Raw genomic sequence first — 23,916 nt, 5'->3', positions numbered from 1 at the left:
GATAGCATCCGATCGCGCCACTGCACCCGAAGCCGTGTCGTGCATTTCTCTCACCGTTACCGGTCGCCTGCTCGGCGACTGATGGGGGCACCCAATCATGACCCGTTCTCTCTTCTCGAAGGCTGCCGTCGCGGCCGTGGCGCTCGCCGCGGTCCTGACGGGCGCGCTCGTCGCCACGCCTGCGTACGCCGACACCGCGCCGGTCGATCCGACCAGTCCGGCCTCGCCGACCACGGTCAGCGCCGACGCGCTCCCGACCGTCCAGGTGGACGGTGTGGTCTGGCAGCAGATCGTCGTCGGCGACACCGTCTACGCGGTGGGAGACTTCTCCACGGCCCGTCCGGCGGGTGCCGCCCCCGGCACGAACACGGTGACGCGGAACAACATCCTCGCGTACAAGCTCTCGACCGGCGAGCTCATCCAGGGCTTCGCTCCGAGCCTCACCGGCGGCGAGGCGGTCAGCGTCGCGGCATCCCCCGACGGCTCGCGGATCTACGTCGGCGGTTCGTTCACCGCGGTGAACGGCGCGACGGTGTGGCGGATCGCCGCGCTCAACCCGACCAGCGGCGCGCTCATCACCTCCTTCCTCCCGAAGCCGGCCTCGACGGTGCGCGCGATCGCCGCGACGAACAGCACCGTCTACTTCGGCGGACTCTTCACCTCGGTCGGGACCGACCAGCGCCTCCGACTCGCGGCGGCCAGCGCTTCCAACGGCGCGGTCCTCCCATGGGCACCGGCGGCGGACGGCGGGCGGGTGAACGCGATCGTCCTGTCGCCCGACGGCTCGAAGGCGGTCGTCGGCGGCCAGTTCACGTCGGTCAACGGTTCGACCAACCCGGGGTACGGTGTCGCGGCCGTGAACCTCACCGACGGTGCGCTGCTGCCGTTCGGTGCGAACGACAAGGTGCGCAACGGCGGCACCCAGGCCGGGATCACGAGCCTCACCTCCGACGGCGACAGCGTCTACGGCACCGGCTACGTCTTCGGTTCCGGTGGCAACCTCGAGAACAGCTTCCGCGCTTCATGGGACGGCGGGGCGCTCCAGTGGGTGGCAGACTGCCACGGTGACACGTACAGTGCCGCGGTCGTCGGAGACGTCGTGTACACCGCGGGCCACGCACACTACTGCGGCAACATCGGTGGGTTCCCGCAGACCGACCCCTGGTCGTTCTACCGCGGGATCGCCTTCAGCAAGGCGGCCACCGGGACGGCGACCCCCGACATCTACGGCTACCCGAGCTGGGGCGGTCAGGCTTCGCCGACGCTCCTCAACTGGTTCCCGAACCTCGACACCGGCACCAAGACCGGTCAGAACCAGGGCCCATGGTCCGTCGCGGGTAACACGCAGTACGTCGTGATGGGCGGCGAGTTCAAGAACGTGAACGGATCCGGTCAGCAGGGTCTCGTCCGGTTCGCGGTGTCGTCGAAGGCGCCGAACGCGCAGGGTCCCGTCGTGACGGGTTCGCGCTTCAACCCGACGGTCACCTCGTCGGTCAACGGCCAGGCACGCATCCGTTGGACGGCGAACTGGGACCGCGACAACACGAACCTCACCTACCAGGTGATCCGCGACGGCAACACGGCCAAGCCGATCTACACGACGACCAAGGAGTCGACCTTCTGGCAACGTGGCTCGATGGGCTACGTCGACACGGGTCTGACCCCCGGTCAGACCTACCGCTACCGGGTGTTCGCCACCGACCCCTTCGGGAACATCGCTCGCTCCGACACCGTGACCGTGACGATCGCGTCCGGTGGTCAGAGCTCGAGCGCGTACTCGTCGTCCGTGTTGGCCGACAGCCCGAAGACCTACTACCGGTTCGGTGAATCGGGCGGCACCACCGCCGAGGACTGGGCGGGCTTCGCCGACGGCAACATCACCGGTGACGTCTCGCTCAACCAGGACGGCTCGGGGATCGGCGACACGAACGCCTCGTACGGGTTCTCCGGGACCAACGGGAACGTGACGACGCCGGACGTACAGCTGTCCCCGGACACGTTCACCGTCGAGAGCTGGATCAAGACGACCTCCACGAGTGGTGGCAAGATCATCGGCTTCGGCGGCTCTGCGACCGGCAACTCGAACAACTACGACCGCCAGGTGTACCTGGACAACGACGGCCGGATCTTCTTCGGGGTCTACCCGGGCCAGGTCAGGACCGTGAACTCGTCGAAGAGCTACAACGACGGACAGTGGCACCACGTCGCAGCGTCGATGAGCAGCGCCGGGATGAAGCTGTACGTCGACGGCCGCCTCGTGGCGAGCCGTGCCGACACGACCACCGGTCAGCCCTTCAACGGCTACTGGCGGATCGGCGGTGACAACCTGGGCGGTTGGCCCAACCAGCCGTCATCGTCCTACCTGGCCGGCAACATCGACGAAGTCGCCATTTACGACGCCGCGCTCAGCCAGGACTCGATCATCAACCACTTCGTCGCTTCCGGACGGACCTCGCCGATCCCGGCGGCGCCCGCAGACAGCTACGGCGCCTCGGTCTACAACCTGGACCCGACGCTGTACTGGCGACTCGGCGAGACGGCGGGCGCTGCGGCGCTCGACTCCTCGAAGAGCGATCACGCCGGAACGTACACCGGCCGGGTGAACCAGGGCGTCGACGGTGCGATCACCGGGACGGCCAACAAGGCCGCCGCGTTCGACCCCATCAACCAGGGCGGCTGGCAGCAGGCCGGCGTCGCGAGCAACGACCAGTTCTCCAGCCCGAACTCGTACGCCCTCGAACTGTGGTTCAAGACCACGACGACGCGTGGAGGCAAGCTCATCGGCTTCGGGAGCAGTCAGACCGGTACGTCCGGCAGCTACGACCGCCACGTCTACATGGAGCCGAACGGTGCGTTGACCTTCGGGACCTGGACGGGCCAGACGAACACGATCACCTCGGTCGCCGGCCTCAACAACGGTGCCTGGCACCACCTCGTGGCCGAGCAGTCGAGCGACGGGATGAAGCTCTACGTGGACGGGGCGCTGCAGGGCACCAACCCACAGACGGGTGCGCAGGACTACGCGGGCTACTGGCGGATCGCCGGTGACAACGTGTGGAACGGCACCGACCCGTTCTTCTCCGGGACGCTCGACGAGGTCGCCGTCTACCCGACGCCGCTCACGAACGCCCAGGTCCAGAACCACTGGGAACTCGGGACGGGCGTGGTGCCGAACGTCGCTCCGACCGCATCGTTCACCGGTACCGCCGTCGACCTGCACGCGCAGTTCGACGCCTCCGCCTCGGCGGACCAGGACGGCACCATCGCGTCCTACGCCTGGGACTTCGGCGACGGGACGACGGGGACCGGCGTGACGCCGAGCCACGACTACACGACGGCCGGTGCGCACACCGTGACCCTCACCGTCACCGACAACCGGGGCGCGACGGCGACCACGACCGGCTCCGTCACGACGAAGCTCCCGAACGTCGCTCCGACCGCCGCCTACAGTCCGTCCGCGCAGAACCTGACGGTCGCCTTCGACGCTTCGGCGTCGACGGATCCTGACGGCTCGATCGCGTCCTTCGCCTGGAACTTCGGTGACGGCACGACCGGCACGGGCGCCACCACGTCGCACACCTACACGGCCGCGGGCAGCTACCAGGCCAAGCTCACGGTGACGGACGACCAGGGCGCGATCGGCGAGGTCACCCAGACCATCGTCGTCAGCGCGCCGGTCCTCGTCGCGCCGACGTCGCACTTCACGCAGTCGGCCGCCGGTCTCGCGGTGAGCCTCGACGGTTCGACCTCGACCGACGGCGACGGCACGATCGTGTCGCACGCCTGGAACTTCGGCGACGGTCAGACCGGCACCGGAGCCACGGTCTCGCACACCTACGCCGCCGCCGGAAGCTTCACGGTCACGCACACGGTGACGGACAACGACGGCCTGACGGGCAGCAGCACCTCCGTCGTGACCGTCGCGGCTCCCGCCAACGTCGCTCCGACGGCCGCCTTCACGGCGACGCCGAGCGGCCTCGTCGTCGCGGTCGACGGCTCCACCTCGACCGACAGCGACGGCACCATCGCGTCCTACGCCTGGAACTTCGGCGACAGCGGGACGGCGACCGGAGCCACGGCCTCGCACAGCTACGCCGCCGCCGGGACCTACACGGTCACGCTGACGGTGACCGACAACGGCGGTGCGACGAACTCGACCACGCGCAGCGTGACCGTCACCGCACCGGTCACCCCGACCTCGCTCGCGAACGACTCGTTCACGCGCTCGGTGACGGGTGGCTTCGGCACGGCGGACAGCGGCGGCACCTGGTCGATCACCGGAGGTGCCGCGAACGCCACCGTCACCGGCGGCAAGGGTGTGCTGAAGCTCACCAAGGGCGGGGCAGGCGTGAACGGGTCGCTCTCGGGCGTCTCGTCGACCTCGACCGACGCCAGCGTCGTCTTCCGCCTGGACAAGGTGGCTGACGGCGGCGGGGCATTCGTCTCGCTCGCCGGACGCCAGGTGTCCGCAGGCAACGACTACCGGGCGAAGGTGAAGGTGGCGTCGAACGGCGCGATGACCCTTTACATCACCCGAACGGTGGGCGGCGCGGAGACCACGCTGAAGACCGTCGCCCTTGCAGGCACCTACACGGTCGGCACGGAGTACACCATCCGTGTCCAGGTCGACGGCGCCAACGCGACCACGGTCAACGCGAAGGCGTGGCGCACCGCCACTGCCGAGCCGACGAGCTGGCAGACGACGACGAGCGACACCACGGCCGTCCTCCAGGCAGCGGGAACCGTCGGGGTCATGACCTACCTGAGCGCCAGCTCGGCCAACTTCCCGGTCTCCGTGGCGTTCGACAGTCTGACGGCGGTGCCCGTCGGTGCCCCGACGACCCCACCGGTCGCGAACGTCGCCCCGGTGGCCGCGTTCACCCAGTCGGCTGCGGACCTCGTGCTGAGTGTCGACGGCTCCACGTCGAGCGACAGTGACGGGACGCTGGCCTCCTACGCCTGGGACTTCGGAGACGGCGGGACCGCGACCGGTGCAACCGCGACGCACACCTATGCCGCGGCAGGTTCCTACACGGTGCGGCTCACGGTGACGGACAACGTCGGTGCCACAGGCACCGTCACGAGTGTCGCGACCGTGACCGCCCCGGTGACCCCGCCGGTCGACCCGCCGGTGGACCCGGCAGCCAAGTTCGCTGCCGACACGTTCGAGCGCACCCAGGCCGGCGGCTTCGGCAACGCCGACACGGGTGGTGCCTGGACGGTCACCGGGGGAGCGGCCAACGCGTCCGTGGCGGCTGGCAAGGGCGTGCTCAAGCTCACGAAGGCCGGCGCCGGAGTGAGCGCGTACCTGGCCGGTGTCTCGGCGCAGAGCACGGACGCCACCGTCAACTTCTCCCTGGACAAGCTGCCCGACGGTGGAGGCGCCTTCGTCTCCCTCGCTGGCCGCCAGGTGTCCCCGGGGAACGACTACCGGGCGAAGGTCAAGGTCGCTTCCAACGGCGCGATGACCCTCTACGTCACGAAGACGGTCGCGGGTGCGGAGACCACCCTGAAGACGGTCGCCGTGGCCGGGGTGTTCGCTCCTGCCACGGAGTACACCGTGCGCGTGCAGGTGACGGGGAGCGGGACGTCGACCATCAGCGCCAAGGTCTGGGCTGCGGCCTCCGCCGAGCCGGCCGCCTGGCAGACGACCGCGACCGACGCATCGGCCGAGTTGCAGGGGCCCGGGACCGTCGCGCTCGTCGCGTACCTGAGTGGCAGCTCGACCAACTTCCCGGTGTCCGTGTCGTTCGACAGCCTCGTCGCTCGGCCCGTCCAGTGAGCGCGGCCCGATGAGCGCCGTCTCCACCGGCCACGCGTCGTCACCGAAGGGTGGCGGCGCGCTGCGCCGCGCTCGCAAGCGTCTCAAGCACCTCGTGGCGCGCCTCGACACGATCACCCTCGGCGCGCTCGAAGCAACGCGTCGGTCCTCGCTGCTCGGAGACGGCGATGCCGTCGTCTCGCTGACGAGCTACGGCGTGCGGATCGACGCTGTGCACACCACCATCGAGTCGATCGGACGCGGCGTGGTCCGCCCTCGCCGGATCATCCTCTGGCTCGACGACGCTGACGCTCTGGAACGGTCCACGCCGCAGCTCCGACGTCTGCAGCGGCGTGGGCTCGAGGTGCGTCTCGCCGACAACCTCGGCCCCCACACGAAATACTGGCCGTACGTCGAATCGACGCCGGATCGGTCGGTACCGCTCGTGACGGCCGACGACGACATCATCTACCCCCGTCGATGGCTCGCAGACCTGCTCGAGGCGGGCCGAACGCGCCCCGACACGATCCACTGCTACTGGGCACGGGTGGTGCGACTGGACGACGACGGACGCTTCGCGCCCTACGGATCGTGGCCGTCGGCATCCGACACCGCACCGTCCCCGGCGAACTTCGCCCTCGGCGTCTCGGGTGTCCTGTACCCGCCACGTATGCTCGACGCGCTCCACGGAGCCGGGCGTGCCTTCGAGACCGTGACGCCCAAGGCCGACGACATCTGGCTGCACGCGATCGCCCTGCGCGCCGGCGTGCCGGTCGCCCAGGTCCGCGACAAGGCCGTGCACTTCCTCACCGTCCCAGGAACCCAGGTGATCAGCCTGCGTGCGGACAATGTGGCGGGAACCGGGAACGACGACGCCATCGACCGGGTCTACGGACCGGAGGACCGAGCCGTCCTCACCGGCATCGATCGCGGAGCGAGGCGGACCGGCACCTGAGCGGACCGCCGGGAGGCGTGTCGGGCGACGACGACCCTGGGTGGCCTGAGCGCGAGAGCCGTCCGGCGGCCGATCGTCGCATCCGCGACGGCGATGCCGATGACCGCCCAGAGCACGATGCCGGCGACGGAACGGGTGGCGAGTGAGCTGTACGTCTGGGGGATGATGACCGCGATCGCACCGGCCAGCATGACCCCGGGCATCGAGACCCATCGTCGAGCGGTCACGAGCAGTGCGACCATCGTCCCGAAGTACAGCAGCGCGAACACGATCCCGATGTCGATCGAGTACATGAGCACGGCACTCTCGAGGCTGGTGCCGAGGCCGGCCGCCGACCCGATCCGGTAGCTGGAGGAGATCCCCTGCCCCGTCAGCAGGAAGTCCGGCCATTCCCGGGCGAAGAAATCGAGGGCGAGGAGCCGGGCACGGGTGGACCCCGTGTCGTCCTGGACACGATCGAGGACGCCGGCCGCGAGGGGTGAGAGGGCGGTCGCGACGATCGCGACGGAGGCGAGCACCATGCCGACGAGTCGTGCGGCGGCACTCTTCGTCGACATCCCGACCACGTACAGGGCGCCGACGATCATGACGATGAGCCCGAGGCGCGACTGCGACACGAGGACGCCGACGAACATCACGGCCAGCAGCGGCAGCCGGAGCCACCAGTGGCGCACACCGGCGAGGAGCGGGGTCACGACGCAGACGGCGAGGGACAGCGCGAGCGGTTGGTCCAGGGTGCCCATCCACCGGTCGTGGACGGGGTTGAACCAGTACTGGGACTCGAAGCCTGCCGCATAGACGATCGGTTCCTTCACGATCCACTGCGCGATCGCGACGGCGACGGCGACGGTGGTGAGGAGGATGATCAGATCACGGAGCCGCAACAGCCACCGGCGGTCGGCACCCTCGAGGATGAGGAGCAGGAGCAATACGGGCACGAGGATCTGGTCGACCAGCAGATTCATGCCGCCGCCGTAGCTGCTGAACCGGGTCGTGACGAACGCGACCGACACGACGAGCCCGAGCGCGAGGAACACCACGACGTGCTCGGCGACCACCTGGGCGAGCCGCGGTCCGTTGTGGATCACCTGCATCGCGACGGTGGCGATGACCAGCCAGGTGGCCGGATGGAACGCCAGCCCTCCGCTCGCCTGGCCGGTCAGCACGTATCCGCCGACGGTCGGGACGAGGAACCAGAGTGAGACCGCCATGGCGACGCTCGCCATCGGGCGGTCGCGCAGGACGAGCGCCACCGCCAGGCAGACCAGGATCCAGAGGATGAGTTGGGTCATGGGCGGATCGCGGCTTACGGTTCGGCGCGAGCGGTCCGGGCCGTCGTCTTCGGTCGCTCGTCTCCGCCACGCTGGCCGATGAGGGAGCGAAGCTGCTCGTCCATCCGACGTGCATGGGCGCCCCCGTGGCGCCTGGACGGACGTGGAGACGAGTTGAGCACGGAACCGAGGACCAGGGTGCCGGCCGGCGCGAGCGCCTCCATGCCGCTCAGGAGCTGCGGCTTGGTCGCCCGGTCGCGACCGACCACGAGGACCGCGCCGTCCGAGAGCCGACCGATTAGCGAGGCGTCGATGCGGGGCAACAGCGGAGCGGTGTCGATGACGGCCAGGTCGCAGTTCGCCCTGATGTGCTCGACCAGCTGCGCGAACCGGGTCGAGGCGAACCCCTGAGCGGCGTCGAGGTGCGCACGGCCCGCCGGGATGACGAGCAGGCCCGGGGTGGAGGTCTCAGCGATGATGTCGGACACCTCCGCCTCTCCGGCGAGGTACTCGCCGAGGCCCGGTGACTCGGAGAGGCCGAAGGCCGCGCTGAGCGCCGGATGGGCGAGATCGGCGTCGACGATCACCACGGTCGAGTGGAACCGGGTCAGGGACAGCCCGAGGGAGCCTGCGACGAGCGACCGCCCGTCGCCCGCATGGGCGCTGGAGACTTGGATCACCTGCTGCCGTGGCTTCGCCACGTCCAGGCCGAGACCCGCGACGAGACGCTCGACCGGCCGGTCGAGCTGGCCGGCGGGATGATGGCCGTCCGCCGCCCGCCCGGCGAGGAGTCCGCGGGTGCGGACCCGCGGGATGCTCGCGAGCACGGGCAGTTCGAGGGCGTCCTCGAGCTCGGTGGCGGTCCCGATCGCCCGGCGGCTCGTCTTGCGGACGATGGCGATCGTGGCTCCGAGAGCGAGTCCGACGATGGCCCCGAGCGCGAGGTTCAGAGGCTTCTTCGGTGAGATCGCGTCCTCGTTGAGCGTCGGACCGGAGACCACGTTCAACTTGACGTTCGCAAGCTCGGCATCACCGCGGTTGTCGAGCGTGGAGACGAGTTGACCGAACTGGTCGGCGACGGCGCGCGCGAGCGCGAAGGACCGGTCCTTGTCGGTGTCCTGCACCTCCACGCCCAGCAGGACGGTCTCCGGGTCGGAGTAGGCGTTGATCCGTGAGGAGACCTCGGCGACCGTGAGGTCGACCCCGCTCGACTCGATGATCTGACGAGCCATCGACTCGCTCGTGAGCAGCTGCACGTAGGAGTTGATGCGACGCTGCGCGAACTCGTCCGCGGCAAGCGCCGAACCGCCCACGTCGGTCTGGGTGGACACGAAGAACTTGACGCTGCTCGCGTAGACCGGGGTGCTGATCGAGTTGTAGACCATTGCGAGGCCGAGGCCCGCGATGAGCGCGATGGCGACGATCCACCACCCGGTCACGATGGCGCGTACGTATCCGAGCAAAGTCACGGGTGGTCTCCTGGGTGGTCGGGCCTGCATCGCATCTTACGGCGTTCTCCGAGGACCGAACGCCGTGAGCGGTGCGGGACGTCCGCAGTCCGGTACGCTGAATCCAGCGTGTACCCGTTTGTCTCCGCCGCCCCGTTCGCACCCGAAGCGTGACCTGGGCCTGGGTGCCCGCTCGCAACACGCTGCGACGAGATGGGGTCGGCTCGATGAGAGTCATGGTCATGCACCCGAGCGCGGAGCTCTACGGCTCCGACCGGGTGCTGCTGGAGAGCGTCGCCGCCTATACGGAGCGGGACGTGCCGGTCACGGTCGTCCTCGCGTCCGACGGCCCACTGGTGGACGAACTGCGTCGGATCGGTGCGGAGGTCGAGGTCACGGACCTCCCTGTGCTCCGCAAGTCGATGCTGTCACCGGTCGGGCTCGTCCGACTCGCGGGCCGCTCGATCGTGTGGGTGTTCCGCGGACGGCGCCTCGTCCGTCGGGTGCGACCGTCCGTCGTCTATGTGAGCACCGTCACCATTCCCATCGCCAACGTGATCGCGAGGCTCTCCCGCATCCCGCTCGTGGTGCACGTGCACGAGGCGGAGGACAGCGCGGGACGTCTGGCGCGGTTCGCATTGTCCGCCCCCCTCCATCTCGCCCACCGCATCGTCTACAACAGTGGCTTCTCGCAGCGGACCGTGGAGCGGATGTTTCCAGCACTGGCCGCACGCTCCGAGATCGTGTTGAACGGGGTCACCGCTCCCAGGACCGTCCACGCCCCCCGTCCCACCCTCGAGGGTGGCATCCGCGTCGTGTACGTGGGTCGCCTGTCGGCGCGCAAAGGGCCGGACGTGGTCGTCGAGGCCATCGCACGGCTCCCGGAGACCCTGCCGGCGTCGCTCAGCCTCGTCGGCGCGGTCTACCCCGGGTACGAGTGGTTCGAGGAGGCGCTCCGCGAGCGGGTCGGTGCACTCGGGCTCGAGGAGCGTGTCGCCTTCGAGGGGTTCGTCGACGACGCCTACCCGATGATCAGTGCCGCCGACGTCATGGTCGTCTCCTCTCGCGTCGACGAGCCCTTCGGCAACACCGCAGTCGAAGCGATGCTCGCTGCGCGCCCGGTCGTCGTCAGCGACACCTCCGGTCTGCGGGAGGCGGCCGCCGGCTACGAATCCGCGCGTTTCGTCGCCCCCGGTGACGCGTCCGCCATCGCGAGCGCCATCGAGTCCATCGCGACGGGTTGGTCGGACGTGCGGGAGGCCGCAGAACGTGACGCCCTGGTCGCCACCGAGCGCCACAGCACCGCCTCCTACCGCGAACACCTGCGCGCCGCCGTGTCCCGGGCGCTCCAGGGGCGTCGGGGCCGTGGGGTCGAGGCTGCGTCGTGACGGCGACCGACCCGGCTGACGACGGGCTCAGGAAACCGCCCCAGACGACGGCGCAGGGCGTGAAATGGTCGGGCACCGCCGTCATCCTGCGGCAGCTCGCGCAGGTCGCCAGCGCACTGGTGATCGCTCGCATCCTCGGCCCGTCGAGCTACGGGGTCGTGAGCGCCGCTACGATCTACGTCACCCTGACCACGTTGATGCTCGACCAGGGCCTCTCCTCGGCGCTCATCCAGCGGCCCTCCCTGGAACGACGAGCACCCGGTGCGGTCGCCACCCTCAACATCCTCCTCGCCGTCCTCCTCGCCGTCCTCACGTGGTTCCTCGCCCCCGTCATCGCGGACTTCTTCCGCGTCGACGCGCTGGCGGAGGTGCTGCGGATCCTGGGCGTCCTCCTGCCGCTCAAGGCGCTCGCCGTCGTGCCTCGTGCGATGCTGTCCCGCACGCTGCAGTTCAAGCACATCGCTGTGGCCGACGTCGTCGGCGCGGTGATCGGCGCGATCGCCGGTATCGCATCGGCACTGCTCGGCGCCGACTTCTTCGCCACCGTCTACCAGACCCTCGTGACCGATGCGCTCGTCGCGGTCGTGCTCCTGATCGCCTTCCGCGGGCCGGTTCCGAACCTCGCGTTCCGCAGCATGGGCATGCTGTTGAGTTACAGCATCAAGGTGTTCGCGACGAACTGCATCGCGTACTTCTCGCGGAACATCGACAACATCCTGGTGGGACGCTTCCTCGGCGTCACCTCACTCGCGTTCTACGGGATGGCCTACCGCGTCCTGTCCATCCCGGTGCAGCTCATCGGGCAGACCGTCAACCGGGTGCTCTTCCCCGTGTTCTCCAGGAACGCCGGCGACCGGGTCCGGATCGCCAGGCAGCTCACCGACGCGACGGAGATGCTGGCGACCACCGTCATCCCGATCATGGTGCTCATCTCCGCGGCGGCTCCCCAACTCGTGATGGCCGTCCTCGGCCCTGAATGGGCCGCCGCCGCGGTGCTCATCTCGATCCTGGCGCTGGGCGGCGCCCGCGAAACGGTGTTCTACATCACCCCGTCACTCATGAAGGCCCTCGGGTTCGCCTCGATGAACCTCAGATACGAGCTGTTCGCCACGGCGCTCCAGGTCGGCGGGATCGTCATCGGTCTGCAGTTCGGCGTCGTCGGCGTCGCAGCCGGGTACACGATCGCCGGATTCGTCCTCGCGCCCGTGCTCCTCGCGATCCAGCGCCGGCTGACGGGTGTCCGCATCCGCGCCCAGCTCGGCGTCATGCTGCCGGCCGTCCACGCGAGCATCTGGGGCGCGGCGGTCTACCTCGGCATCGGGTTGCTCGGGCTCCCCGACCTGCTCCACCTCGTCGTCGGCGGTCTCGCCTTCGTCCTCAGCTGCGTCGGGGTCTTCCTGCTCTTCCACCGCCGCACCGCGCGACGGTTCGTCCAGCGGGCCCGAGAGACCATCGGGTCCCGTCGCGCGCCCAAGCCGACCACTCCAGGAGAGGATGCCGTATGAGCACCCCACCATTCACCACCCTGACGATCGCGGTGCTCACCTACAAGCGTGTCTCCCAGATCGTCGACCTGATCCCCAAGCTGGTCGAGCAGGGCCGCATGGTCGATGCGAGCGTGCGGATACTCGTCGTCGACAACGACCCGGAGGCCGGGGCGCGCGAAGCGGTCGTCGCGGCACTCGGCGATGAGGGCGTCTACGTGCACGAGCCGGTCCCGGGGATCGTCGCCGGACGCAACCGTGCCCTCGCCGCGTCGGGCGACCAAGACCTGCTCGTGTTCATCGACGACGACGAGGTGCCGTCGGCACGGTGGCTGGCGCAGCTCATCGAGGTCTACCGTCAGGCCGATCCGTCCGTCGTGGCCGTGGTGGGGTCGGTCGTGTCCGTCTTCGAGCGTGAGCCGGAGCCGTGGGTCGAGGCCGGTCGGTTCTTCGACCGGCGGCGCCTCGCCACCGGGACCGAGATCACGGTGGCTGCGACGAACAACCTCCTCCTGGACCTCCGATGGCTCCGTGGGCACGGGATCGTGTTCGACCACCGCTTCGGTCTGTCGGGTGGCTCGGACACGCTCTTCTCCCGGGCGATCGTGGCGCAGGGAGGACGGATGCTCTGGTGCGACGAGGCCGAGGTGACCGACGAGGTGCCGGTGAGCCGGATCACGAGGGCATGGGTCCTGCAGCGCGCCTATCGGAGCGGCAACTCCTGGAGCAGGACGTCCCTGGCGCTCGAACCGTCTCGCCTCGGCCGCCTGCGGATCCGCGCCGGACTCCTGTCCAAGGGTGCGGTGCGGCTGGTGGGCGGTTCCGCGCAGAGTCTGCTCGGACGGGTGCGCGGTTCGATGCGGCACGATGCGCGAGGACGCCGCACCGCCCGACGCGGAGCGGGGATGATCGCAGGCGCGTTCGGCGGCGTGTACAGCGAGTACGCGCGGGCGTCCCACTGACCCGGACCGGTCGCCGACCCGGATGTCTCCCGGTCAGGACACCAGCAGCAGTGCGCTGACCACCGTCCCCGTGAGCTCCATCACATTGCCGCTCTGCGTCAGGCTGACCGCCGGGTACGCGGTGAAGGGGCACGAGGAGACCACCCGGTTGGGTCCGAACTTGTTGTTCGTGACCGTGGCCGTCTGGCTCCACCCTTTGCGGGTCTGGAGCTTCAAGGAGCAATGGCCTCCGTCGATCCAGTTCCCGTCGACGGTGAGCGTCACATCGTCCTGCTCCGCACCGCCGAGGATGGCGAAGTTCGTCGCACCGCGGATGGTGTTCCCGATGATCCGGAGGTTCTTGCCGCGCAGGATCTGGATGTTGTCGTTGTGGGTCGACCCGCCGCCCTGGGCGGGGTCGTTCGCGTAGAACACGGTGTCCTCGAGGAGGGACTTCTCGACCAGGACGTTGTCACCGTGGATCTTGATCGAGTCGACGTTGCCGACGACGTGCACGCCGCGGGCGGTGAAGTCCCAGCCCTTGATGCCGTCGAAGTAGACCGACGGGAATTCGGCGATCACGTCGACCCGTTCGATGAGGAGGTTGTCGTACCCGTAGTTCGTGATGAGTCCGAGGGCGTACCCCCGTGCCTTGCCGCCGCGGACGATCGAGTTCTTGATCGTGACGTCCGGTGCCTTCACCGTGACGAAGCCGTGGATGTCGAGGCCCGAGATGACGGTGCCCGGTGTCGTGATCGTGAGGTCGCCGTCGTATCGGGTGAGCTTCGTCCCGGCCGGGACACCCGTCGTGCTCGCCGAGGGCTTCACCGGGTCTTTCGGCGGGGAACTCGGCTGACCTCCGGTCGGCGGAGCGGGTGACGGGGACGGATCCGGGGAGGGGACGGCCGACGGAGCGGGAGAGGGTGACGCGGATGGGGCTGGAGTGGGCGATGCGCTCGGAGCCGGTGACGGCTGGCCGGGCGCGGGGTCGTCGTCCGGCGGGGTCGTGAGGGTCGGGGCGGGCGGCCGCACGACCGTCGAGGTCGAGGCGTTCGAGAACGGGACGGTCGCGCTGAGCGCCGCCGACGCGGACAGGTATCCCCAGAGGCGGACGATGCCGGGGGTCGAGATCCGCCGGGAGCTCGCATCGGCGATCGACTGCTGCCACCCGGGCTTCGCGGCACCGTCGGCCCACGCTCGAACGGCGATCCGCACCGGGTTGGTGCCGGCGACGACGCCCTCGATCCGGAGCTGCTGACCGGTCGACACCGCGAGGCTCGTCGAACCACTCGCCAGCGTGGTCTCGACGCCGCCGACGACCCGGACGATACCGACCGAGACCTCTCCGGCATCCTGGATGCGGACCTTGGCGCGATATCCCGATCCCGGATCGGTCGAACGCATCTGCACCGCGAGGTAGGTGGAGCGCTGCTCCGGCACGGTGAAGGACGCGGACGCCGTCACATTGCCGAGCACAGCCTCCGACACGGTGACCGCGGTCGAGTAGCCGGTCCGCAGGGCGAGTGACCCGTTCGTCGCGGCGTCGGCCGGCCCGGCCACGATCATCGTCCCGACGAGGGCGAGGAGCCCTCCGGTCAGGACAGCCGCCCTGATCCGCGAGGATGACGGTGTCGCGAGCGACGCCCCGGTTCCGCCGTCAGCACCGGTGCGCCTGGCACCACTCCATCCACCCATGTGAATCCTCCGTCGGACAGCTGCTTCGGTTCGGCGGGATCCTCCCCCGATCGGGGGGTCCGTGCATCGCGAGTGTGCAATACCTTGCCCGAACCGAAACCCGCTTCGCAAGCCGGATCTGGTGGAGTCGGAGCTGATGACCCCCGAACCGTGGATGGTAGGTGCAGGGCGCCCGTCCGCTCGCGCTCGGCTGCAGGAGGGTGGCCTATAAGAGAGGAACGCCGACGACGATTCCACGCACGCAGGGCGGAGCTGTGCGCCCGTCACCGGCGTCGGGGAACCGGCGTGGAGAACGTCGGTGATGCCCCCCTCGGAACCGGCCGTGAACGAGCCCACGAATACGACGTCGGTCGTCGCCCGGAGGCGACGACCGACGTCGAGGGGGAGGGAGCGCCGCTACTCGGCGGACACCGGTGCCGCACCGAGTCGGTCCATGTCCCGGAACCACTTGACCGAGGCGAGCAGCAGGTGGCCGGCGTTCGCGACGAACATCAGCGTGTACGCGGCGAAGAAGAGGACGGGCGCGCCGATGAGCAGGAACACCAGGCACAGGAACCCGTAGTCCGTGGGGATCACGAGGAGCGAGCGGAGTGGTGAGCTCCTGCGCGCGTCCGCAGCGGGCTTGAAACCGTAGGCGGCCTTGAGCTGGTCGTTCAGGATCATCGCGAAGAACGACACCGCTGCGACGACCGTGTACCCCATCGGGATGAGGTAGAGCGCAGGATCCGTGAACTCGAAGTGACGGAACACCATGATGAGCACGGCGAGGTGCAGGGTCGAGATCTTCGTCGCATCGACGACGTGGTCGAGCCATTCGCCGCTGGCGGATCCGCCGCCGCGCAGACGCGCCACCTGTCCGTCAGCCGAGTCGAAGGCGTAGCCGATCGCCAGCGCGAGCCAGACGGCGACGCCGACCCACCACGCCGGCGGGAGGATGGCCAGCATCGCGATGCCTGAGAAGGTGAACACCGCGCTGATGGCCGTGACGATGTTCGGGGTGAGTCCGACCTTGTAGGCGCCGGCGGCCAGGTATCGGCCGGCTTTGCGGTTCACGTAGATCGAGTAGGCCGGGGCTCCGGCGGCGCGCTTCTTCTGCGCACCGGCCAGGCGGGCGACGATCTCGGTGTAGGACTCGGTGGTCGAACGGGTGTCGGCAGTGATTCGGGTCATGCCAATCCTCCGGTGCTCTCGGTGATGCGTGTCGGGTTGATGCCGCTGACCGGTTTCGGGTTCCAGTCGATGGGCAGGCGGGTGAAGCGTCCGGTGCCGTGGATCGTCGCGCCGTCCGCCAGACGGAGGGCGAGCGCCTCGTAGCCGTCGGCGATCGTGTCCCAGCGGTAGACATCTGCGGCGCGCACCTGCAGGGCTGCGCCGAGGGCGGCGGTGCCCGCCTCGTCCCCCTCCGCCTGCTCGACGAGGCGGGCGACCTCGTCGGCCGTCGCGAAGAACGAGCCGGCGCTGCCGACGACCTCGTGGTTGAACACGGAGTCGAAGCCGATCACGGCCGTACCGGCACCCATGGCGCGGAGGAGCGAGGGGTTGGTTCCACCGACCGAATGGCCGTGGACGTAGGTGAGTGCGCCGGCGTACAGCTGGTCGAGTAGCTCCTGGTCCCAGACGCCGCCCAGCAGGTGCACCCGGGGGTCGCTCGCGGCAAGGGCGGCGATGCGCTCGCTGTGCTCGGCGCCGTACGGTGCCGAGCCGACGACCACCAGCGGGTGCCGTGCGGCACTGCGGATGAAGCCTTCGACGATCAGGTCGACGTGGTTCTCCGGTTCGAAGCGGGCGACCACGAGGTGGAACGCACCGGCCTCGACGCCGGCACCGGAGCCGAGCAGATCCGTTCGAGGCTGCTCGAGGATCTTGGCGCCATAGGTGAGGAGTTCGGTTGGCACGCCGAACTGCTGCTCGTAGTAGTCGGCGATCCCCGCCGCGTCCGCGATGAGCGCGTCAGCGGTGCGCACGGATCGCTCCTCCGCCCACCGGTAGTAGCGCTTGCCGGAGCCGCTCCACTTGGCGCGCTTCCACTCGAGGCCGTCGACGTGTACGGCGGTCGGGACGCCCTTGGCACGGATGACGGGGACGAAGGGCGCATTCGCCGCGTTGAAGACGAAGGCGACGTCGTTGCGTCGGGTGACCGCCATGTGGAGGACGGACAGGGCGGTGTGGCTGAGGGTCTCCAAGACCTTCTTGCGGACCGCTGGCAGGTGCACGAGTCGCATCCCGAGGTGTTCGGCCGGTTGCTCGGCCGCGGTGCGGCGGCAGTAGACGGTGACCTCGTGGCCGCGCGCGGCGAGCCTGCTGCCGATCTCCTCGACGGCGGTCTCGAATCCGCCGTAGGCGGCCGGGACCCCACGGGTCCCGACCATCGCGATGCGAAGCGTGCCGTCGGGACGTCGGCCGTGGGCGACGGTCTTGCGTCTCGGGTCGCTCATCGGGTGGACGCGGTCGTTGTTCGCAGGAAGGACTGCACGATGCTGTACATGGCTGAGTTCGGGTCTCTCATGGTCGTTCGACCGGCGCACGGGTTTCGGGTCGGTGCGGCGGTACTGCTGCCCGGCGCCTCAGGCGCCGGCGTTCGGGTATCGGGTGCTCGGTCGGGAACCGGGTTTACGTCGATGATGGTGCCGCTCACGAGCGTGCGAGCGAAGCGTCCGTCGTCGGGTGGGGACGGGACGGAGGCGCGGTCGGCTCGGGTAAGCGTCGCGTGACTCGTCGCAGCTTCGGGTGCATGCGCGCGAATGGCTTCATTGACCGGGTGGGGCTCGGCGGGTTCGGGTGCCGGGAGACCCACCAGTTCGCGGTGGTGAAGACGACTGTATCGAAGTGTTGTCCCCTCTGGAAGGGGATTTGTCCTCTTTTCGCAGGACACCCCTCGCTTTGGGGGCAACACCGACAGTGGTCGTGCATCAGTAGGCGCCGACCGGTTTCAGCACGACTTTGACGGTCTGCCACATGATCATCAGGTCGCCCGTGATGGACCAGTTCTCGACGTAGTAGAGGTCCAGGCGGACGCTCTCCTCCCACGTCAGGTCGGAACGCCCGGAGACCTGCCACATGCCCGTGAGGCCCGGCTTGATGTGCAGGCGGCGGTGGACGTCCTTCTCGTATTCGGCGACCTCGCTCGCGAGCGGTGGCCGCGGGCCGACGAGACTCATGTCGCCGGTCAGGATGTTCCACAGCTGCGGGAACTCGTCGAGGGAGTACTTGCGGAGGATGCGGCCGACGCGGGTGACCCGCGGGTCGTTCTTCATCTTGAAGAGCACGCCGTTGCCCTCGCTCTGTGCCATGAGGGCGGGGAGTGCCGCCTCGGCGTCGGTGACCATCGATCGGAACTTGAACATCGTGAACCGTTCGCCGTTCCGTCCCACGCGCTCCTGCCGGAACAGGACCGGGCCGGGGCTGTCCAGCTTGACCGCGAGGGCGATGAGGGCCAGCAGCGGCGAGATGAGCAGCATGCCGACGCTCGTGAGGCCGACGTCGAGTGCGCGCTTCATGATGTGGTGACCGCCCTCGAACTGCGGGATCTCCACGTGGATGAGCGGCAACTCCTCGACGGGACGGAAGTGGATGCGGGGTCCGGCGACGTCGGTGAGCCGCGCGGCGAGCACCAGCTCGGTCGCGGTGCCCTCGAGGTCCCACCCGAGCCGGCGGACGTAGTCGCTGCCGCCGTCGACGGGTCCGGCGATGATGACCGCGTCGGCGGTGAGGTTCGCTGCGGCCTGGGCGACGCCGTCGACGTGGGCGATGACCGGTACGGATCGTCCGCGGCTCGAGAACGGCTCGGCGGTCTCCTCGTCGACGATCGCCGCACCGACGACGGTGTAGCTCATGCTGTGCTGCTTCGCGACCTGTTCGAGGACGTAGTCGACGTCGTCGCGCCGACCGACGACCACGGTCCGTGCCGTGTACTCACCGACGCGACGGCGGCTGAGCAACCATTTGCGCCACATCCACCGTGAGGCGAGGAGAGCCAGCGTCCCCGCGGGGAGCGCGAGGATGAAGTACCCGCGCGCGATGTCGATCTTCAGGATGAGGAAGGCGATCGCGAGGATGCCGAAGGCGAAGGCGCTGGCGTTGACCACGCGCTTGTACTCGGTGACACCGGAACCGATGATGCGGCTGTCGCGTGTCCTCGTGAACCCGAGGAAGGCCAGCCACACGACGACGATGACGGCGGAGAGCAGGACGTAGAGCTGTTGGCCCTCCGGGCCGACCGGGGCGTCACCGAACCGCACGACGAACGCGACGGAGACGGCGAAGAGCGCGATCGCGCTGTCCGTGAGGACGACCCGACGACGGTATCGCTTGGACCACTCGCGCTGCGTCAGCGAGGCGACCGCGGCGGGGGAGGAGGCCGTGCCGAGCGCGGCGGCACGACGCCGGTGCAGCCCGATGGGGCTCGCGATCGGACCGGTGATCGGGAACGCGTGCTCGTTGATGTCGGTGCTCACGCGGTGGTCCACCGTTCCGAGCGGTGCGGGAGGGTGGCCGCGGTCCGGGTGTGCGGGCATGGGCGTCGGAAGGTCCGACGGCGGTTCGGGTACGTCGTCATGAGGGCTGCTATCCACTTGTGGGTTCGGGTGTGGTGCTGGTGCGCGGTGCGCACGGGCGGTTCGGGCCGCCCGCGGAGAACGCGACGTCGCTCGTGTGCCCACGACCGACCGGTGATACCGGTCGAGATGAGCGTCCCCCTTGGATATCCCTCAACTGTAGGAAGCGGGGGTCATCGGCGGATCCCCCACTCCAGGGGGGTAACGGCCCCCAATTCTGGGGGTGAGGGCGATGCTGGACGCGTGATTCCGTCGTCATTCATCGATCTGGCCACGGACCTCGTCGGTCGCTCTCGTCGCCACCCGGTGGGGGACAGCACGGTCCGCCGACGTCACGCCGGTGGTGGGTGGCGGCTCGGCCGTACGCTCAGCGACTACATTGGTGCCATGGATGGAGCGCGCGCGACCGATGGCGTGATCGCCGACGCCGCCCGCGATCCCATGGCCGATTGGCCCACCGGACGCCTCCTGTCCACGGCGTCCCGACTGATCGAGCACACCTGGCAGCAGGCCCTCGACGGCATCGGGGTGACCCACGCCGGGCTCATCGTGCTGCACCTGCTCGACAGCGGCCCCGCCAGTCAGAAGGAGCTCGCCCGACGGGCCCGCGTGCAGAACCAGACGATGTCACGCACGCTCGACCGCCTCGAGCGGGCCGGCCACATCGAGCGGATCGCCGCGGCCGACGACCGTCGTCGTCACGTCGTGAGCCGGACGCCCGCGGGCGATGAGGCCTGGCTGGCGGCACACCGGCTCGAGGCCGACGTCTTCCCCGAACTGCCCGACGAGTCGGCGTTGCGATCCCAGCTGCTCGCGATCATCCGTTCGGGCGAGTCCGCCCGCTGGTCGCCCGAGGACGTCGAACCCGCCTGACCTGCCTGCCGGGCCGCCCTTCCCTGGTCACTGAGCCTGCCCCCGGTCACTGAGCCTGTCGAAGTGCCCCGAGGAACCGTCGCGATGCGCAGGCGTCCGGCCGGGGCTTCCCTTCGACAGGCTCAGGGACCGTTCCAGGTCCGGGTACACCTCTCCCGGTCACTGAGCCTGTCGAAGTGCCCCCGAGGAACCTCGCATGATGCGAGCGTGCCCACCCGGGGCTGTCCTTCGACGGGCTCAGGGACCGTTCCAGGTCCGGGTGCACCTCTCCCGGTCGCTGAGCTTGTCGAAGCGCCCACGGGGAACCTCCATGATGCGAGGGCTTCCGGCCTGGGTGGCCCTTCGGGTGTCTGCTCAGGGGCTGATCTGCGCGCGCCCGTGCCCCGTCCGGGGGGATTCGAGCTGGTGCTCCGGGACGAGAGTGGCTAGTGTGATCAAAGTTTCTATTGTGACTGTTGTGACAGGATGACGGCCGCGACCCGCCGAGGTCGCCGTGATCGTGTCGTCGGACTGGAGAATGATGACCCCCGCACGAACGCCCGGTGCGCAGTACGGCCGCCGCCGTCCCTGGCTGGCGATGGCCCTCTCCGTCGGCGTCGTCACGGCGTCACTCACGGTCGGTGCCCTACCGGCCCACGCGGACGACTACCCGAGCTGGGCCGATGTCGAAGCGGCCAAGTCGAGCGAGTCCGCGAAGGCCGCCGAGATCACGAACATCACCGCACTCATCACCTCGCTGCAGGAGCAGTCAGACGCCGCGTTCCGCACGGCGCAGATCGCCGCCGAGGCCTATCGTCAGGCGCAGGACGCCGTGACCGAGGCGACCGCCCGCGAGTCGGCGCTGCGCGAGCAGGCCGAGGCCGCTGCGGCCGCCGCCAAAGTCTCGAAGCAGCGCGCCGGTGCGCTCATCGCACAGCTGTCGCGTGGCGGCGGTGGCGACGTCTCGCTCGACCTCGTCCTCGGCGCTGGGAAGTCCGACGACCTGCTCTCCCGGCTGTCCGTCATGGACAAGCTGGGCGAACGGAACGCCGCGAGCTACGCCGAGGCGGTGACCGACCGCAACGCGGCGAGCGGCCTGACCGACCAGGCGGAGGTCGCGAAGACGGAACGCGAACGCCTCGAGGGCGAAGCACAGGCGAAGTACGACGAGGCGGAGAGTGCCTCGGCGGCGGCTTCCGCAGCGGTGGCTGCACAGGAGCAGCAGGCCGACCAGCTCTACGCGCAGCTCGCCTCCCTGAAGAACACCACCGCCGAGACCGAGCGCGGGTACGCGGCCGGCGAGTCCGCTCGTCAGGCGGCGGAAGCGGCTGCAGCGGCGGCGGCAGCCGCGGCCAACACCCCTCCTGCGTCGTCCGGCGGTTCGTCCGGCGGCGGTGGATCGAGCGGTGGCGGCGGCGCGTCCGGCGGTGGTGGCGGCGGCTCGGTCGCACCTCCGGACTCCGCCGGCGTCGAGTCGGCGATCGCCTTCGCGCTCGCCCAGGTCGGCAAGGGCTATCAGCTCGGCGGTTCCGGCCCGAACGTCTGGGACTGCTCGGGGCTCACCCGCGCGGCCTACGGCAGCGGCATCGGGACGCACTCCGCGACGAACCAGTACTACACGATGCAGTCGCAGGGACGCCTCGTGCCCTACAGCCAGAAGCAGCGCGGCGACCTCATCTTCTGGTCGAGCGGCTACGACTACTACCACGTGGCCATCTACCTCGGGAACGGCCAGATCGTCGAAGCGGCCAACGAGCGGGCCGGCACCCGGGTCGGCGGCATCTGGGGATCCGGCGACGTCGCACCCTACGTCGGTCGCCCGACGGGTTGATCCCATGAGCTCCGCCGAGGTCGACGCCTACCTCGTCTCCCTCGCACACCAGCTGAAGCCGGCGGTCGTGCGGCTGCGCGAGGCGATCATGGCCTCGGACGAGGGCATCTCGGAGCACCTCAAGTGGAAGGCGCCGAGCTTCGTCTACGACGGCGAGGACCGCGTCACCTTCGCCCTGCACCCGGCGAACCGCATCCGGATCATCCTGCACCGGGGCGCGCATCAGCGGGACGACACCGACGCCTTCCGGTTCGACGACCCCTCCGGACTCGTGGTGTGGGCGGCACCCGACCGCGGTGTCGTCACCTTCTCCAGCATCGAAGCGGCGGCGGATGCCGAGCCCGCCCTGCTCGAACTCATCGGGCGCTGGGTGCGGGCCTGACACCCGTCGACGAGCGCGGGAGCACGCGGTCGACGAGCCGTCGTATGATCGACTGCCGAGCGGGCGCCAGCGCACCGACGGACCGGTGGTGAAGGAGGCCTCGTGCGCAGTGCCGTGCTCGGCGTCGTGCTGCTCGTCATCGGGACGATCGCGATCCTCACCGGTGTCCTCCCCGCCCCGGAGGCCCTCGGCATCGCCGACCGTGTCTGGCCGATCCTCCTGTTCGTCGTCGCGATCACCGTCGTCGCCGAACTCGCTGCGGACGCCGGCCTGTTCACCCTCGTCGCCTCGCGGCTCGTGCGCTGGGGTCGGGGGAGTACCTGGTTGCTCTGGCTGCTCGTCGTCGCGCTGGCAACGCTCAGCACCGTCTTCCTCTCGCTCGACACCACGGCCGTCCTCCTGACGCCGGTCGTCATCACCCTCGCGCGGCATGCCGGGCTGTCGCCGGTGCCGTTCGCCCTGACCACCGTCTGGCTGGCGTGCACGGCGTCGCTGCTGTTGCCGGTGTCGAACCTCACCAACCTCCTCGCGGAGCACGCGATCGACGAGGCCGCCACGGCGTCGGGTGGCGGTCCGCTCGGCCCTGGCGGATTCGCAGCGCTCATGGTCGTCCCCGCGATCATCGCGGTCGTGGTCCCGTGCGTGGTCCTCGCGATCGTGTACCGCCGCCAGCTCGCCGATGCCTACACGGTGGACGTGGAGGCGCAGGACGACGACCGGGTGCTGCTGTGGACGTCCGGGCTCGTGGTGCTCGTGCTCCTGCCGCTGCTGGTGTCCGGCATCCCGGTGTGGATGTCTGCGGTCGGTGCGGCGGTGATCCTGGTGGTCGTCTTCCTCATCCGGCGTCCCGGGGCGCTCCGTCCGGCCCTCGTTCCGTGGCAGCTCGTCCTGCTCGCCTCAGGACTGTTCCTCGTGGTGGAGGCGGCTCACGCCCTCGGGCTCGCGCGGGCGCTCGCGTCCATCGCGGGGACCGGCGACTCGCTCCTGGCGCTCCTGCAGCTGGCGGGGGTCGGCATGGCGAGCGCCAACCTCGTCGACAACCTCCCGGCGTACCTGGCCCTCGAGCCGGTGGCCGGCGACCCCGTGCGCTTCGCGGCACTGCTCATCGGCGTGAACGCGGGCGCGCTCATCACCCCGTGGGCGGCGCTCGCGACGCTGCTCTGGCACGCGCGGCTCACCGCGGCGGACGTCGAGTTCGGTTGGGGCCGGTTCATCGCGCTCGGGTTCGTGGTCGCTCCGCTGACGGTGGCCCTCGCCACCGTCGGGCTCTGGCTGGCCCAGGGTGCGGGCGCGATACTCCCGTGACGTCGCAGCGCACCCTTCCTCGGTCCCTGAGCACCCTTCCTCGGTCCCTG

At 69.5% G+C, this 23,916-nt stretch carries 15 protein-coding genes; 9 read left to right on the top strand and 6 right to left on the bottom strand.

What is annotated here, in order from left to right:
• Positions 1-97: 97 nt before the first annotated feature.
• Complete coding sequence (locus ACQ3HE_RS07075; RefSeq protein ID WP_430891900.1) at positions 98-5,782, top strand: PKD domain-containing protein; 5,685 nt, start codon at positions 98-100, stop codon at positions 5,780-5,782.
• A 10-nt stretch (positions 5,783-5,792) separates the two neighbouring features.
• Positions 5,793-6,716 (top strand): glycosyltransferase, encoded by a 924-nt coding sequence (locus ACQ3HE_RS07070; protein WP_124768710.1) that lies wholly within the window; start codon positions 5,793-5,795, stop codon positions 6,714-6,716.
• Here the strand turns inward: ACQ3HE_RS07070 and ACQ3HE_RS07065 are convergent.
• Positions 6,650-8,008: an O-antigen ligase family protein gene (locus ACQ3HE_RS07065; RefSeq protein ID WP_430891899.1), complete on the bottom strand. Its 1,359-nt coding sequence runs from the start codon at positions 8,006-8,008 to the stop codon at positions 6,650-6,652. The genes ACQ3HE_RS07070 and ACQ3HE_RS07065 overlap by 67 nt on opposite strands.
• 14 nt (positions 8,009-8,022) lie before the next feature.
• Complete coding sequence (locus ACQ3HE_RS07060) at positions 8,023-9,456, bottom strand: tyrosine-protein kinase domain-containing protein (RefSeq protein ID WP_430891898.1); 1,434 nt, start codon at positions 9,454-9,456, stop codon at positions 8,023-8,025.
• Between the two features lie 221 nt (positions 9,457-9,677).
• Here ACQ3HE_RS07060 and ACQ3HE_RS07055 point away from each other — a divergent pair, with 221 nt between their 5' ends.
• Genes ACQ3HE_RS07055 through ACQ3HE_RS07045 form a run of 3 tightly spaced genes read left to right on the top strand, consistent with a single transcriptional unit; the run spans position 9,678 to position 13,269 of the window.
• A complete protein-coding gene (locus ACQ3HE_RS07055; RefSeq protein ID WP_430891897.1) occupies positions 9,678-10,823 on the top strand; it encodes a glycosyltransferase in 1,146 nt (381 codons plus the stop codon).
• Entirely contained in the window at positions 10,820-12,328 is a 1,509-nt protein-coding gene (locus ACQ3HE_RS07050; RefSeq protein WP_430891896.1) for a lipopolysaccharide biosynthesis protein, read from the top strand. Before ACQ3HE_RS07055 ends, ACQ3HE_RS07050 begins: the two co-directional genes overlap by 4 nt.
• Positions 12,325-13,269, top strand: a complete 945-nt coding sequence (locus ACQ3HE_RS07045; protein ID WP_430891895.1) for a glycosyltransferase family 2 protein — start codon at positions 12,325-12,327, stop codon at positions 13,267-13,269. Before ACQ3HE_RS07050 ends, ACQ3HE_RS07045 begins: the two co-directional genes overlap by 4 nt.
• A 33-nt stretch (positions 13,270-13,302) precedes the next feature.
• Here ACQ3HE_RS07045 and ACQ3HE_RS07040 read toward each other — a convergent pair whose 3' ends face one another.
• The 4 genes from ACQ3HE_RS07040 to ACQ3HE_RS07025 form a co-directional block, all read right to left on the bottom strand.
• A complete protein-coding gene (locus ACQ3HE_RS07040) occupies positions 13,303-14,943 on the bottom strand; it encodes a right-handed parallel beta-helix repeat-containing protein (RefSeq protein WP_430891894.1) in 1,641 nt (546 codons plus the stop codon).
• Positions 14,944-15,339: 396 nt separating this feature from the next.
• Positions 15,340-16,113, bottom strand: a complete 774-nt coding sequence (locus ACQ3HE_RS07035) for a CDP-alcohol phosphatidyltransferase family protein (protein WP_430891893.1) — start codon at positions 16,111-16,113, stop codon at positions 15,340-15,342.
• Entirely contained in the window at positions 16,110-17,378 is a 1,269-nt protein-coding gene (locus tag ACQ3HE_RS07030; protein ID WP_124768718.1) for a glycosyltransferase, read from the bottom strand. Before ACQ3HE_RS07030 ends, ACQ3HE_RS07035 begins: the two co-directional genes overlap by 4 nt.
• Positions 17,379-17,852: 474 nt before the next feature.
• On the bottom strand, positions 17,853-19,397 hold the full coding sequence (locus ACQ3HE_RS07025) for a sugar transferase (protein ID WP_430891892.1): 1,545 nt from the start codon (positions 19,395-19,397) through the stop codon (positions 17,853-17,855).
• Between the two features lie 486 nt (positions 19,398-19,883).
• On the opposite strand from ACQ3HE_RS07025, the gene ACQ3HE_RS07020 reads away from it, so the two are divergent.
• The 4 genes from ACQ3HE_RS07020 to ACQ3HE_RS07005 all read left to right on the top strand — a co-directional run bounded on the left by ACQ3HE_RS07020 (position 19,884) and on the right by ACQ3HE_RS07005 (position 23,866).
• Complete coding sequence (locus tag ACQ3HE_RS07020; protein WP_197977384.1) at positions 19,884-20,369, top strand: MarR family winged helix-turn-helix transcriptional regulator; 486 nt, start codon at positions 19,884-19,886, stop codon at positions 20,367-20,369.
• Positions 20,370-20,889: 520 nt separating this feature from the next.
• Positions 20,890-22,179: a C40 family peptidase gene (locus tag ACQ3HE_RS07015; RefSeq protein WP_430891890.1), complete on the top strand. Its 1,290-nt coding sequence runs from the start codon at positions 20,890-20,892 to the stop codon at positions 22,177-22,179.
• 4 nt (positions 22,180-22,183) lie between these two features.
• On the top strand, positions 22,184-22,561 hold the full coding sequence (locus ACQ3HE_RS07010; protein WP_159877803.1) for a DUF1801 domain-containing protein: 378 nt from the start codon (positions 22,184-22,186) through the stop codon (positions 22,559-22,561).
• Positions 22,562-22,663: 102 nt separating this feature from the next.
• Positions 22,664-23,866, top strand: coding sequence for an SLC13 family permease (locus tag ACQ3HE_RS07005; RefSeq protein ID WP_430891887.1), 1,203 nt, complete (start codon positions 22,664-22,666; stop codon positions 23,864-23,866).
• Positions 23,867-23,916 lie beyond the last annotated feature (50 nt).

Origin of the sequence: Plantibacter auratus, assembly GCF_050587365.1 — a bacterium.
In the GTDB taxonomy this organism is placed as follows: Bacteria; Actinomycetota; Actinomycetes; order Actinomycetales; family Microbacteriaceae; genus Plantibacter; species Plantibacter auratus.
Note: the sequence above shows the minus strand (reverse complement) of the source record. Positions and strands in the feature narration are given on the sequence as shown.

What these genes read in the sequence shown, in the direction of transcription:
- ACQ3HE_RS07055 (WP_430891897.1), top strand. Translation starts at nt 9,678, where the DNA reads ATGCACCCGAGCGCGGAGCTCTACGGCTCCGACCGGGTGCTGCTGGAG.
- ACQ3HE_RS07040 (WP_430891894.1), bottom strand. Translation starts at nt 14,943, where the DNA reads ATGGGTGGATGGAGTGGTGCCAGGCGCACCGGTGCTGACGGCGGAACC.
- ACQ3HE_RS07065 (WP_430891899.1), bottom strand. Translation starts at nt 8,008, where the DNA reads ATGACCCAACTCATCCTCTGGATCCTGGTCTGCCTGGCGGTGGCGCTC.
- ACQ3HE_RS07075 (WP_430891900.1), top strand. Translation starts at nt 98, where the DNA reads ATGACCCGTTCTCTCTTCTCGAAGGCTGCCGTCGCGGCCGTGGCGCTC.
- ACQ3HE_RS07070 (WP_124768710.1), top strand. Translation starts at nt 5,793, where the DNA reads ATGAGCGCCGTCTCCACCGGCCACGCGTCGTCACCGAAGGGTGGCGGC.
- ACQ3HE_RS07045 (WP_430891895.1), top strand. Translation starts at nt 12,325, where the DNA reads ATGAGCACCCCACCATTCACCACCCTGACGATCGCGGTGCTCACCTAC.
- ACQ3HE_RS07030 (WP_124768718.1), bottom strand. Translation starts at nt 17,378, where the DNA reads ATGAGCGACCCGAGACGCAAGACCGTCGCCCACGGCCGACGTCCCGAC.
- ACQ3HE_RS07035 (WP_430891893.1), bottom strand. Translation starts at nt 16,113, where the DNA reads ATGACCCGAATCACTGCCGACACCCGTTCGACCACCGAGTCCTACACC.
- ACQ3HE_RS07015 (WP_430891890.1), top strand. Translation starts at nt 20,890, where the DNA reads ATGACCCCCGCACGAACGCCCGGTGCGCAGTACGGCCGCCGCCGTCCC.
- ACQ3HE_RS07010 (WP_159877803.1), top strand. Translation starts at nt 22,184, where the DNA reads ATGAGCTCCGCCGAGGTCGACGCCTACCTCGTCTCCCTCGCACACCAG.
- ACQ3HE_RS07020 (WP_197977384.1), top strand. Translation starts at nt 19,884, where the DNA reads ATGGATGGAGCGCGCGCGACCGATGGCGTGATCGCCGACGCCGCCCGC.